Annotated in this window: 10 protein-coding genes; 6 read left to right on the top strand and 4 right to left on the bottom strand. The window is 65.7% G+C overall.

Features of this window, described 5'->3' with window-relative positions:
* Nucleotides 1–11: 11 nt before the first annotated feature.
* Nucleotides 12–1,337 carry an AarF/ABC1/UbiB kinase family protein gene (locus tag G154_RS24710; protein ID WP_023985462.1) on the top strand — a complete coding sequence of 442 codons (1,326 nt, stop codon included), beginning with the start codon at nt 12–14 and terminating at the stop codon, nt 1,335–1,337.
* Between the two features lie 76 nt (nt 1,338–1,413).
* On the opposite strand, the gene G154_RS24715 is transcribed toward G154_RS24710, so the two are convergent.
* From G154_RS24715 to G154_RS24720, 3 genes are all read right to left on the bottom strand, one after another.
* Nucleotides 1,414–1,692, bottom strand: a complete 279-nt coding sequence (locus G154_RS24715) for a WhiB family transcriptional regulator (RefSeq protein ID WP_019511206.1) — start codon at nt 1,690–1,692, stop codon at nt 1,414–1,416.
* A gap of 159 nt (nt 1,693–1,851) precedes the next feature.
* Nucleotides 1,852–2,037, bottom strand: a complete 186-nt coding sequence (locus G154_RS26630) for a hypothetical protein (RefSeq protein WP_131701332.1) — start codon at nt 2,035–2,037, stop codon at nt 1,852–1,854.
* 132 nt (nt 2,038–2,169) lie between these two features.
* Nucleotides 2,170–4,263 carry an ATP-dependent DNA helicase UvrD2 gene (locus tag G154_RS24720; protein ID WP_162269053.1) on the bottom strand — a complete coding sequence of 698 codons (2,094 nt, stop codon included), beginning with the start codon at nt 4,261–4,263 and terminating at the stop codon, nt 2,170–2,172.
* A gap of 90 nt (nt 4,264–4,353) precedes the next feature.
* Between G154_RS24720 and mrx1 the strand changes: the two genes are divergently transcribed.
* A complete protein-coding gene (gene mrx1, locus G154_RS24725; RefSeq protein WP_019511204.1) occupies nt 4,354–4,596 on the top strand; it encodes a mycoredoxin Mrx1 in 243 nt (80 codons plus the stop codon).
* Between the two features lie 38 nt (nt 4,597–4,634).
* On the opposite strand, the gene G154_RS24730 is transcribed toward mrx1, so the two are convergent.
* A complete protein-coding gene (locus G154_RS24730; protein WP_036480635.1) occupies nt 4,635–6,482 on the bottom strand; it encodes a sigma-54-dependent Fis family transcriptional regulator in 1,848 nt (615 codons plus the stop codon).
* Nucleotides 6,483–6,669: 187 nt separating this feature from the next.
* On the opposite strand from G154_RS24730, the gene G154_RS24735 reads away from it, so the two are divergent.
* Genes G154_RS24735 through G154_RS24750 form a run of 4 tightly spaced genes read left to right on the top strand, consistent with a single transcriptional unit; the run spans nt 6,670 to nt 13,530 of the window.
* The gene (locus G154_RS24735; protein WP_019511203.1) at nt 6,670–8,577 is read left to right on the top strand and encodes a hydantoinase/oxoprolinase family protein; all 1,908 of its coding nucleotides are present in this window, start codon (nt 6,670–6,672) and stop codon (nt 8,575–8,577) included.
* Nucleotides 8,578–8,609: 32 nt separating this feature from the next.
* Nucleotides 8,610–9,038, top strand: coding sequence for an acetone carboxylase subunit gamma (locus G154_RS24740; RefSeq protein ID WP_023985459.1), 429 nt, complete (start codon nt 8,610–8,612; stop codon nt 9,036–9,038).
* 25 nt (nt 9,039–9,063) lie between these two features.
* The gene (locus G154_RS24745) at nt 9,064–11,193 is read left to right on the top strand and encodes a hydantoinase/oxoprolinase family protein (RefSeq protein WP_019511201.1); all 2,130 of its coding nucleotides are present in this window, start codon (nt 9,064–9,066) and stop codon (nt 11,191–11,193) included.
* A 24-nt stretch (nt 11,194–11,217) separates the two neighbouring features.
* A complete protein-coding gene (locus tag G154_RS24750; RefSeq protein WP_019511200.1) occupies nt 11,218–13,530 on the top strand; it encodes a hydantoinase B/oxoprolinase family protein in 2,313 nt (770 codons plus the stop codon).
* Nucleotide 13,531 lies beyond the last annotated feature (1 nt).

Consider the following 13,531-nt stretch of genomic DNA (forward strand, 5'->3'; position numbering starts at 1 on the left):
TCAGCTACGTGGTGGATGATGGATGGGTGTCAGAAATCAAACGGCGTGGCGTCGCCAGGAACGCGAAGCTCGCCACCCTGCCTGTCGGCTTCGCCGGCCGGGCCGCGCTCGGGTTCGGCAAGCGGCTGACCGGGAAATCCAAGGACGAAGTCACCGCAGAACTGATGGACAAGGCTGCCCAGCAGCTGTTCACCGTCCTCGGCGAGCTCAAGGGCGGCGCCATGAAGGTCGGCCAAGCGCTCTCGGTGATGGAGGCCGCCATCCCCGAGCAGTACGGCAAGCCCTACCGCGAGGCGCTGACGAAGTTGCAGCGCGAGGCTCCTCCCCTGCCCGCGGCGAAGGTACATCGTGTGCTCGATCAGCAGTTGGGCACCAAATGGCGGGAGCGTTTCCAGAGTTTCGACGACACCCCGGTGGCATCGGCGAGCATCGGGCAGGTGCACAAGGCGGTGTGGTCGGATGGCCGAACCGTCGCGGTGAAGATCCAGTACCCGGGTGCCGATGAGGCGTTGCGCGCCGACCTGAAGACCATCCAGCGTCTGACCTCGGTGTTCAAACAGCTGGCGCCGGGGGCGGATATCGAGAGCGTGGTCGCCGAACTCATCGAGCGCACCGAGATGGAACTGGACTACCGACTGGAGGCCGACAACCAGCGGGCCTTCGCCACCGCATACGACAACGACCCGCATTTCAAGGTGCCACGCATCGTGGCCAGCGCGCCCAAGGTCGTGATCGCCGAGTGGATGGACGGCATCCCGATGTCGGTGATCATCCGCGAGGGCACACCCGAGCAGCGCGATCTGATGGGAACGCGGCTCACCGAGCTGACCTTCGGCGCACCCAAGCGCCTGGAGATGATGCACGGCGACGCGCATCCGGGAAACTTCATGCTGCTGGCCGACGGCCGGATGGGTGTCATCGACTTCGGCGCGGTGGCGCCGCTGCCGGGCGGTTTCCCGGCGTCATTGGGCAACTGCATCCGGCTGGCACGGGACAAGAACTACGCCGAACTGCTGCCCGCCATGGAGGCGGCCGGGTTCATCCAGAAGGGTGAGCAGGTGTCGGTCGAAGAGATCGACGACATGTTGCGTCAGTACGTGGAACCGGTGGAGACCGAGGTGTTCCACTACACGCGCCGCTGGATCCAGAAGATGGCCGCGGGCCAGATGGACAATTCGGTCGCGCAGATCAAGATGGCCCGGCAACTGGATCTTCCTGCCAACCTTGCCATTCCGCTGCGCGTGATCGCCTCGACCATCGCGATCTGCTGTCAGCTGGATGCGCACGTGCCGGTGCGGGCCATCGCCAACGAGTACGTCCCAGGCTTCGTCGACTGAACGGATCGCCGAGACCACGGGTTCTGGCGGGATTGTCGGGTTTCCCCGCCAGAACCCGTGGTCTCGAGCGTCGGCATCACGCCGCCTGACCGGCGTCGGCCTCCTTGCGCGGACGTCCGCGCGGCCGCTTACGGGCCACGATCGCCCCGCGCTCGATGATCTCGCCGCCCCAGACGCCCCACGGCTCCTGGCGCTGCAGCGCTTCACTCAAGCACAGACTGCGAATCGGACAATCCGCACACAACGCCTTGGCCCGCTCCAGTTCGGACGGGCTCTCGGCGAACCACAGATCCGGATCGGCCTCGTGGCACGGCACCGCGGGCAGTGTGCGTTCTAGGCATGCCTGGACGGACATGTCTTGTCCCCTACTTCCTGGTCGTGTTCTCTCGGTGTCGGTCTTGTTCGGACCGGTGACCAGGTGTCTGGGGGTTCCTGTGCGGGTGTCCCCAAAACCAGAATGGCCACGGATCCGGTGAGTTCGGGTCCGTGGCCTTTTCGGCGGTGCTGGGGTTACCTAGGCGGTACCCCGCTTCACGGACGCGACGATCTCGCGGGCGGTACGGCGCTTATGCTGCGGCGCGGCGGCGGCAGCAACGGGCGCCCAACCGGCTCGATGGGCGGCAGAAATGCCGGCGACAGCAGCGAGGGTCAGCGGCATACCGCTGACATTTACGCCGCTGGGCATAGTGATGATCGACATCGGACCGCCTCCTCTCGTGGAATCGTCTGGCAAAAAGCTGGTGATCTTGAGGCTAGAGCCTAACAGCCCGAAACCACAAGCGATTTTCTGACCTGGGGTTTTGGCGGAATTTATGCGAGCGTAGGCAGCCCGTCAGGACCGGGCGTTGACCAGGGCCAGCACATCGGGTCCGTACCGTTCGAGCTTGCGCGCGCCGATGCCGGGGATGGCCACCAACGCGGCGGCATCGGTGGGCAGCGTCTCGGCGATGGCGATGAGCGTGTTGTCGGTGAACACGACATAGGCGGGCACCTTCAACTCCTGCGAGGTGCGCAGCCGCCATTCCTTGAGTTCGACCAGCAGTTGCTCGTCGATATCGGACGGACAATTCTCGCAGCGGCGCAGCATGATCGCCGTCGGTGTGGTCAGCGCGCCGTTGCAGACCCGGCAGCGCGGGGTGGCTCCCCTGGCGCGTTTCGGGCGGGCGGGCGCGTTGTCGGCCGGGGTCTGCGGGGCGATCCCGTTGAGGAACCGCGAGGGCCGCCGCCCCTGCCTGCCGCCGGGCGTGCGGGCCAGCGCCCAGCTCAGGCTCAGATGCACCCGGGCGCGGGTGACCCCGACGTAGAGCAGGCGACGCTCCTCCTCGACGGCTTCGCTGTCGGGCCCGTGGGCCAGGGCGTGCGAGATCGGCAGCGTGCCGTCCGCCAGACCGACGAGGAACACCGCGTCCCATTCCAGGCCCTTGGCGGCATGCAGCGAGGCCAGCGTCACGCCCTGCACCACCGGCGGATGCCGCGAGTCGGCACGTTGGCGCAGCTCACCGACCAGTGCGCTCAGATCCAGCGAAGGGCGTTGTGCGACTTCGTCATCGACCAACTCGGCCAGGGCGGTCAACGCCTCCCAACGTTCGCGTGCCTTGGTGCCCGACGGTGGCTCCTCGGTGAGGCCCAGCGGTTCCAGGATGCCGCGCACGAACCCGGGAAGATCATCCGGTGTTTCGCGACCGACGTTGCGCTGCAAGGCGATCAGCGCCTGACGGATCTCCTGCCTGCTGAAAAATCCCTCACCGCCGCGCACCTGGAAGGCGATACCCGCCTCGGTGAGCGCCTCCTCGTACACCTCGGACTGAGCGTTGATCCGGTACAGCACCGCTATTTCCGCCGGCTCCGTGCCGTTGTCGATGAGCTTGGCGACCTTCTTGGCGACGGCGGAGGCCTCGGCGACCTCGTCGGGATGTTCGGCGAAGGTCGGTTTCGGGCCGGGATCGCGCTGACCGATCAGATGCAGCTTGCTGCCGGCCATCCGACCGCGCGCGGCGGCGATGACCCGGTTGGCCAGCGACACCACCTCGGGTGTGGACCGATAGTCGCGTTCCAGCCGAACGACGGTGGCCTCCGGGAAACGCCGGGAGAAGTCGAGCAGGAACCGCGGGGTGGCACCGGTGAACGAATAGATGGTCTGGTTCGCGTCGCCGACGACGGTGAGGTCGTCCCGGTTCCCCAGCCACGCGTCCAGGACGCGCTGCTGCAACGGGGTGACGTCCTGGTACTCGTCGACGACGAAGCAGCGGTAGCGATCCCGAAATTCCTGGGCGACCGCGGCGTCGTTCTCGATGGCGGCGGCGGTGTGCAGGAGCAGGTCGTCGAAGTCGAGCAGCGCGGTGCCGTCGCGGTGGGTCTTGAGCTTCTCGTACCCGGCGTAGACCTTGGCCACCGTGTTCGCGTCCATCGGCACGTCGCGGCGGGTCCTGGCCACCGCGGTCACGTACTGCTCAGGGGTGATCAACGATGCCTTGGCCCACTCGATTTCGCCGGCCAGATCACGCACGTCGTCGGTACTGGCCTGTATCGCGGCGCGGTTGGCCGCCTGCGCGACGACGGCGAACTTGCTGTCGAGCAGTTGCCACGCCGTGTCCCCGACCACCCGCGGCCAGAAGTACTGCAGCTGACGGCGTGCGGCGGCGTGGAACGTGACGGCCTGGACCGCGGCCGTCGGCACCCCGGCCTGATCGCCGAGCGCACGCAACCTGCTGCGCATCTCGCCCGCCGCACGCGCGGTGAAGGTGACCGCCAACACCTGGCCGGGTGCGACATGCCCGCCGACCACCAGGTTGGCGATGCGGCGGGTGATGGTCCTGGTCTTACCGGTGCCCGCTCCGGCGAGCACACACACCGGACCGCGGGGCGCCACGACGGCCTCGCGCTGTTCGTCGTCGAGGTCGCCGAGGAGACTGTCGACGGACGGCATGGCCTCCATCATGGCAGGGGTGTCCGACATGTTCTCGGGGCGCATAGGGTGCAGGGAATTGCGTACCGACGTCGATAGGTTGATTCACCCATGAGCAATGCTGAGCTGACGATGTACACGACCTCGTGGTGTGGTTACTGCGCCCGCCTGAAGACCGCGCTCAAGGCCGAGGGCATCGCGTGGACCGAGATCGACATCGAAGGTGATCCGGCGGCCGCCGAGTTCGTCGGTTCGGTCAACAACGGCAATCATGTGGTGCCGACGGTCAAGTTCGCCGACGGCTCGACGCTGACCAACCCGAGCGCCAAGCAGGTCAAGGCCAAGCTGGGCTGAGCCGACCACAGCACACGTCGCCGGGCGAATCCGTCACGTCACGCCGTGATGCCGTAGGCCTTGATCTTCCGGTACAGGCTGGACCGCGCCATCCCGAGATGTGTCGCCGCCGCGACGCGGTTCCCACCGACGTCCCGCAGGGCCGCGACGATGGCGTCGCGTTCGGCTGCTTCCAGCGGGGTCAGCGCGTGCCGTGACGCAGTCTGGCAGTACCCGGGCAAATCGGACTCCTGAATCTCACCGACCGGCCTGCGCCGCACCGCGTAGACCAACGCCTCGCGCAACTGGGTGATGTTCCGCGGCCAGGAATATCGCGCTATCAGCCGTTGCGCTTCTGGGCTGAGTCGGACCTTGCGTGCCGGGGCGATCCCGCGCAACAACGCCCCCGTCAGCGCCGCGAGATCATCGGTGCGGCACCGCAGCGGCGGCACCTGTATCGACACCTCGAAATGGTGCAAGAGCTGCCCGAACGGAAGATCCGTCGTGACCGCGGAATCGCACCCCGTGGCGACCACCCAGGCCGGCCCCTCCAGATCGGTGATCGCGCTCAGGTAGGACTCCAGGCGTTCCACGGCAGCCGTGCTCGCCTGGTCGATATCGCGGACGATGTGCAGTGTCGGCTCGGCCGGGTTCGTCAACAGCGAGTCCAGATCGGGGGCCGGGGTGTCCAGTGCCAGCTGGGCGGCATCGACCGAGATGGCGCGACCCCCGGGATGGACCGCGTGGAACAGCTCGGCCACCAAGGTGAACTTGCCCGACCCGGGCTCACCGACGACCAGCGCGGGCCGACGTTGCTCCAGCGCACGATACAAATCGGTGCACCCGCGCACCCAGGCCGGTGATGTCCCACCGGCCATCGCCTCCCGCGACCGCGACAGACCGCCGACGATCTGCGACGTGTGCGGTGTGGCGACGGCCACCTCGGGTAACAGCTGCTCGCTGAAGTCGGCCGGTGAACCCGGACTGTGCATCGTCACGACATCGGCGACCACGACCATCCCCGCGATTTCCGCGCCGGTCACGATCCGGGTGCCGCGGATTCTGACCAGCCGGTGCCCGGGAAGCGTGACGGTGTCACTGACCCGGTCCTTGCCGGCCATCAGGAACACCGCATGCTCGCGCAGGACCCGCTGTTCGTCGGTGTCGAACATCTGCTGTGCCACCGGATTGGCCATGAACACCGAATCGCCGAAGCCGAACACCGCCTGCCGCGGGGCCCGCGTGGTGACCTTCAGGTAGGTGTCGAAGATCGCGCGCTGCGCCTGCCCGCGATCCAACAGCAGATTCTGGCCGATGTCCTTGGCGGCGCTCTTGACCAGCGCATGCATCAGCGGACTCCAGGACGATGACAACGTCGAGATGTCGAGCACCCCCTCCAGCCGCCCGGTCATCGGATCGATGACCGGTGCCCCGGTGCACGCGAAGAGATGCAGGTTCTCACTGAAGTGTTCGGGGCCCACGACGCTGATCGGCTGCCCCGCCTCGAACACCGTGCCGATGCCATTGGTGCCCATGGTCGACTCCGCATAGCTGAAACCCGGTGCCAGATGCACCCGGTCGAGCAGGCGCGCCACCGCCGTCGAGCTGTCGATCCGTTCGACCACGCGGGCCTTCTTGTCCGTCAACGCGATCACCAACGGCATGTCCGCGGTCTCGATCTCCAGTTGTTGCAGCACCGGCCGCGCACAGCGCACCAACAGCGATGCCGTGTCGATCTCGTCGGTGAACTGGGCGTTCGGATGCGAGGCATCCACCCCGGCCGCCTGGCTGCGCTCCCACGACGCGGCGACGACCTCGGAGACGCCCGCGGTGCCGTTACCGCCGTACTCCAGGAAATCCGCGCGTGCAGCAGCGGTCCGCAGCAAGCGTGCGGAGCTGTTGGGCATCTGCCACCTCCCGATCCGGTCAACCAAGTGTGAATGAGACCCACACCACAGCCAAGGCCCCCGATGTCCGAACTTGGGACACCTGGCCCCGTGAGACACAGACCACGCTGATCCAAGCGGTGTGGCGTACAGCACAGAGCCGCTCGATCAACGCATTCACATATGCGAATTCCACGAACGGAGTGCCATGGGGACCCTGATCAACATCGACAACGGTGGAACGCTCACCGACATCTGCGTATGGGACGGCGATGCCTTCACCTTCACCAAGACGCTGACCACACCGCACGATCTGTCGGAATGCCTGTTCAGCGGCATCGAGAAGGCGTCCGCGGCGATGTACGGCGACGCCGACACCACCCGGTTGCTGCACGCGACCGAACACATCCGCTACTCCACCACCCAGGGCACCAACGCCCTGGTACAGCGGCGCGGCCCGATGATCGGGATCCTCTCCAGCATCGAGAGCCTGCAGACCCAGATGCGTAGTGACCCGGCGCAGGAGAAGCTGTTCGGCGGCCTGGTGGCCGACCGCTATCTCACCGTCGACCCACAATCGGAAGATTTCGAGTTCGACGCGGTGCAGAAGGTCAATCGGCTGACCACGCTCGGGGCCGCCCGCGTGGTCATCGCCGCGCCGTCGGCCGAGGAGGAACGCCGACTGCGCCATGTCCTGTTGCGCAAGTTCCCGCGCCACCTGCTCGGGTCGGTTCCACTGCTCTACAGCTGGGAGCTGGCAGGTGACCGCGACGACGCCCGCCGGGTGTGGTCGTGCGTGGTCAATGCCTTCCTTCATCCGACGATGGAACGCTTCCTCTACGCCGCCGAGGGACGCCTGCAGGACTACCGGGTGGTCAACCCGCTGCTGGTGTACCGCAACGACGGCGCATCCTCTCGCGTCGCGAAATCGGTTGCGCTCAAGACGTACTCGTCCGGCCCACGAGGAGGACTGGAAGGAACGGCGGCGCTGGCCAAGGTCTACGGATTGTCGCACGCGCTGATGATGGACATCGGCGGCACGACCACCGATGTGGGCGTGGTGAAGAACGGGTCGGTCGCGGTGTCCGACCGCGGATCGATCGAAGGCGTGCACATCTCCTACCCGATGAGTGCGGTGACCTCCGCCGGAGTCGGAGGCTCCTCGGTCATCCAACTCGTCGACGACGAGATCACCGTCGGACCGCAATCCGTCGGCGCCGCACCGGGTCCCGCGTGCTTCGGATTCGGTGGCAAGCAGGCCACGATCACCGATGTCAACCTGCTGCTGGGTATCCTGGACGCCGACACCTACCTCGACGGCACCTTCACTCTCGACCCGTCGCGATCACGCGCGGTGATCACCGAGACCATCGCCGAGCCGCTGGGAATCTCCCTTGAGGAGGCACTCGTGCGGATGGAACACGCCTACTTCCAGGCCTTGTCGGCATCATTCGCCCGGCTGGTCACCGAGCAGACCACATTGCTGGCGTTCGGCGGGGCCGGGCCCATGAGCGCGACCGGTGCGGCCGCCATGGCCGGCGTCGGACAGGTGCTCGTACCGCGCACCGCGGCGGTGTTCTCAGCGTTCGGAATTTCGTTCTCCGATATCGGCAAGACCTATGAGGTGCTGATCGAGGAACCGAGTACCGACGCCGCGCGCGCCACCCACGACGCACTGTTGGCCAGGGCACGACGAGACATGTTCCAGGAGGGCTACGACCTGTCGGACTGTCAGACCTCGTGGCAGCTGCTGGTGGAGAATCTCGACGACACCGGCATCTCCCAGTTGCCCTACACCCCCGGTGACGAGGTCGACTACCCCGGCGCGGCGGTGACCCTACAGCTCAGTGCCGCTGCGGCACTTCCGCATCCGGATCTCGACCCCGACACCGAACTGACACCGCGGCCGGCCGAGGTGCACGGCACGCGGTCGGTGCGATCCACCACGGATCGGGTCGACGAGATCGCCGTGCACGTGCTCGACCGGTTGGCCCCCGGCGATACCGGCCACGGCCCGGCGATCGTCGAAGGGCCGTTCTTCACCGCCCGGGTCCTGCCCGGCTGGTCATTCCGGGTCACCTCCGCGGGTGACCTGATGCTCACCGCCGACAACTGATTCCAATCCATCTCAGTGAAGGGAGGATTCGCATGCGAGTCCCCATGACCGAATATCTCGTGATCGACCTCGACACCGAACGATGGGTCTGCCGTGTGTGCGCCCACGATATCGGCTCGGCACACGAGAACTACAAGCCGGGAACGCTGGTCTACGACCGCGATCCGCGGGAGATCCACCAACCGATCATCGATCCCGATCGCTACGAGTACACCTTCAGTCCCGACCCGGCCTACTGCCGCATCCTGGAGTACTACTGCCCCGGGTGCGGGACACAGATCGAATGCGAGTACCTGCCGCCGGGACATCCCCCGGCAGTGGACATCCTGATCGACATCCCCGCCCTGCGTGCGCAATGGGCACAGCGCGGCACCGACGCGGAGACCGTGCACAACTACGGACCCGGCGAGGACGCCCAGAAGTACACCGCGGCCCTCAAAGCCGCCGGCCACATCCACTGACCCGAGAACCAGGAGATCTACTGGCATGAAACGAATATCGGTCGACATCGGTGGCACCTTCACCGACTGCTTCTTCGTCTGGGACGACATCTATGTCGATGCCAAGGCGCTGACCACCCACCACAATCTGGCCATCGGCTTCAACGACGCCCTCGACCTGGCGTGCAAACGCGCCGGCCTGGACCGCTCGACGGTGCTCTCGGAGGTCGATTCGGTGCGCTACGCAACCACCTTGGGTACCAACGCGCTCATCGAGCGCAACGGGCCCAAGGTCGCGGCAATCGTCACGCACGGTTTCGAGGACACCATCCCACTCTCCCGCGGCCGCGGTTACGGCGAGGGTCTGGACTACGCGATGCAACAGAACCTGCCCGCGGCCGAGCGACCGGAACCGTTGGTGCCGCGCGCGATGATCCGCTCTGTCAAGGAACGGATCAACTCGGCGGGCAAGGTCGTGGCTCGGCTGGATCCCGATGACGTCCGGGCGATGGTTCGCGAACTCGTCGACGCCGGCGCCGAGGCGATCGTGGTGTCGCTCGTCAACGCCACCGAGAACCCCGAACACGAACTCGCGATCCAGGAGATCATCCTCGACGAGTTCCCGCCGCACGAGCTGGGCGCCATCCCGGTGCTCCTCGGCCATCAGGTGTCGGGCCGAAAGGGCGAATACGTGCGCGCCACGTCGACGATCATCGACGGCTACCTGCACGAGATCATGTTCCACGCGCTGGCGCAGTTGTCGAGCAACCTGCGCGACTTCGGTTACGACAAGCCGATGCTGGTGATCCATAACTCGGGCGGCATGGCCCAGATGAACTCCACCGACGCGCTGCAGACCATCCACTCCGGCCCGATCGCCGGGGTGGGCGCCGCCGAGCACCTGTCAAATGAGACCGGCCTCGGACATGTCATCGCCACCGACATGGGAGGCACCTCCTTCGATATCGGGCTGGTCCCTGAGGGCGGGGTCAAGCATTACGACTTCCTGCCCACGATCGACCGGTGGCTGGTCTCGGTGCCGATGGTGCACCTGGACACGCTCGGCGCCGGCGGTGGCTCCATCGCCAGCTACGACCGCATCCACAACTCGGTCAAGATCGGACCGAAATCGGCGGGATCGAATCCCGGCCCGGCCTGTTACGACCGCGGCGGGCTCAAGCCGACGGTGACCGATGCCGATCTGGTGCTCGGTTACCTCGACCCCGACAACTACGCCAACGGCTACATCAAGTTGAACCCCAAGCGGTCGCTGTTCACCATCGAAGAAGAGCTCAGCGACCACCTCGACATGGACCCCATCGACGTCGCACGCGTGATCAAGGACGGGGTCGACGAGCAGATGGCCATCGGCATCGGCAAGGAGCTGCGGGTACGCGGGTACCTTCCGGAGGACTTCACGATGTTGGCCTACGGTGGTAACGGACCCCTGCACGCATGCGGGGTCGCCCGGCACGCCGGAATCAAGCGGGTTCTGGCGCCGCCCTTTTCGTCGGTCTTCTCGGCCTGCGGAGCAGGCAACATGAAACAGCTGCACTTCCACGAACGCGGCGTGCACATCACGCTGTACAACGCCACCACCCGGGCGCTCTACTCCGACTACGACGAGTTCAACGCGATTGTCCGAGAGCTCGAGGCGCGCGGCTGCGAGGACCTGGTGCGGCAGGGGTTCTCGGCAGATGACGTGCGATACCGCCTGGAGCTCGACATGCGCTATGGCAACCAGCTGCTGACCCAAGCCGTGGCGCTATCCGAACTGCACCGGATCTCCGGTGTCGGCGACGTGCTCGAGGTCATCAAGACCTTCGGTGATGTGTACAGCCACCGATTCGGTGCGTCCTCCGCCGCCCCGGAGGCCGGAATCCGCTGCAGCACAGTGCGAGTTGCTTCCTATGTCGATGGTGACGTGGTGAACTTCGAATCACTGCAACCCGGTGGACAGCGCAGCGCACCGGAGCCGGTCGGTAGTCGTAGCGCCCATTTCATCGGTATCGACAAGCCGGTCGACACGCCGGTCTTCGACGAGAGCGCATTGGCCCCGGACAAGGTGATCGCCGGCCCGGCGATCGTCACCACCGAAAACACCACCTTCCTCGTCGAACCCGGTTGGCGACTGGAGCCCACGGCCCAGGGCGCTGTCTGGTTCCTGCAGGACTGACCTCACACTAAGGACGAACAAAAGATGACCACAGTCAACGACCGCCCGGCCGGGCAGCTCACCGAGCAGGAACAGCAGTGGGTGGACCGGTTCATGGACGAGACCACCCTGTTCCTCGGACCCGATCCGGAAATCATGCGCAGTCACCAGATTTCGCAGCGCTCACCGCACGAGGACGCGGCGATCGCCGTGGGGGTGGACCGGCTCCAGGTCGAACGCATCCGCAAACGCATCGCCGGGGCGCTCGACGAGGGCTATGAGATGTGCGAGGCGCAGGGCGCCGCACCGGGAGCAAAGTGGGGCGACCTCACCACCGCGATCTACACCGCCTCCGGCGATGTCTCCTATCTGTCCTGCCACGGAGTCATCGCGTTCAGCGCGATCCTGCACCATCCGATCCGGTACATCATGAAATACTGGAAGGACGAGCCGACCGTCGGCATCCACGCCGGGGATGGGTTCATCCACAACGACGCGCGCTATGGCAACGTGCACAACACCGATCAGTCGATGATCATGCCGATCATCCGCGACGACGAGATCATCGCGTGGGTGGCCGCCACCATCCACGAGGGTGAAAACGGTGCCTGCGAGCCAGGGGGGATGCCCTCTGGCTCGGAGACCGCCTTCGACGACGGGTTGCGGATGAGCCCGTTCAAGATCGTCGAACGCGGCGAACTGCGTCGGGACCTGTTGACCTTCCTGCAGCACTCGGTGCGCGATCCCAAGTTGCAGCTCGCCGATCTCAAGGTCAAGATCACCGCGGTCCGCAAGATCATGGAGCGTATCGACAAGGTCATCGACGAAGTCGGGATCGACACGTTCGTGGCCGCATTGCGCACCACCGTCGAGGATGTCGACGCCGAGGTCCGCCGCCGGATCTCTGAATTGCCGGACGGCACCTACCGTTTCGACCAGTTCATGGACAGCACGCTCAAAGAGAACATCCTGATCAAGTTCGCCTGCAAGATCACCGTCAAGGGCGACACGATGACCGTCGACCTGCGCGGCACCGGACCGGAGATTCTCAACCGAGCCATCAACTCACCCCTGTGCAGCGTGAAATCGATGATGATGCAGGCAATCCTGGCCTTCTGGTGGCCCGATCTGCCGCGTTGCACCGCCGCGATGAGCTGTATCGAGATCATCTCCGACGAGGGCACCTGGGCCGACGCCTCCTACGATGCGCCCATGGGGCAATCGCTGCAGGCCTCGTTTCGCGGATTCTCCTGCATGCAGGCGCTCTACAGCCGGATGTCGTTCTCCACGCCGAACAAGTACAGCAATGTGGTGGCCAACTGGTTCAACCAGATCAACACCTTCCTGTGGGGCGGGGTCACCCAGCACGGCGACATGGTGGGCAACCTGTGCGCAGATCTCAACGGAATGCCCGGTGGTGCCAAGCCTTTCCGTGATGGCGAGGATGCCATATCGCCCCTGTTCTGCGCGATGGCCGATACCGCCGAGCAGGAGGTGATGGAAGAAGAGGTGCCGTTCATGCAGCTCGTGGCCAAGCGACTGGTCCGCGACAACATGGGCTTCGGAAAGTTCACCGGCGGGATGGGCTACGAGATGATCGTGTCCGCCGAGGGCACGCCGCAATGGGGTTTCATGACGGTGACCTCGGGTGCGAAATTCTCTTCGATCTATGGCATGTTCGGCGGATACGGCTGCGGCACATATCCGCTCGCGATGGTCAAGGGAACGAACGTCTACGAGCATTTCCGCAAGGACAACACGAAGTTCGATCTGTCGATCGAAAAGGTCATGAACGAGCGACCGTTCCCGGACGGGCGCTACTCCACCTCGCACATGGGCCTGCAGTTCGATCTCGCCAAGGACGGCGAGCTCTACATGATCAGCCAGGGCGCCGGTGGAGGATACGGAGACCCGTTGGAGCGCGACCCGGAGTCGGTGGTGCGGGACGCCGAGCTCGGCCGGATCAGCCAGCGCGTGGCCGAGGACATCTTCGCGGTGCGCTACGACCCCGCCACGTTCCGGCTCGACCACGAGGCGACCACGTCGGCGCGCGCCGCGGCCCGCGCCGACCGCCTGCAACGGGGCAAGCCCTTCGCCGAGTTCTGCAAGGAGTTCGTCACCTCCGAACCGCCGAAGGACCTGCCCTACTACGGATCATGGGGCACCTGGACGCCCCAGGAGCGGGATATCACCGCCACCGTGTACACGATCGACGGCCCCGAACGGGTATGTGCGCCCTTGGAAGAGCTTCCGATCGTCATGGTCCCGGACCGACGCGAGGTCAAGATCGGCAGGCTCGAGGCCCGTATCGCCGAGCTCGAGGCCAAGTACGGCGAGACGGTCACCCGACTCACCTGAT

Origin of the sequence: Mycobacterium sp. VKM Ac-1816D (assembly GCF_000416385.1) — a bacterium.
Classification (GTDB): Bacteria; Actinomycetota; Actinomycetes; order Mycobacteriales; family Mycobacteriaceae; genus Mycobacterium; species Mycobacterium neoaurum_A.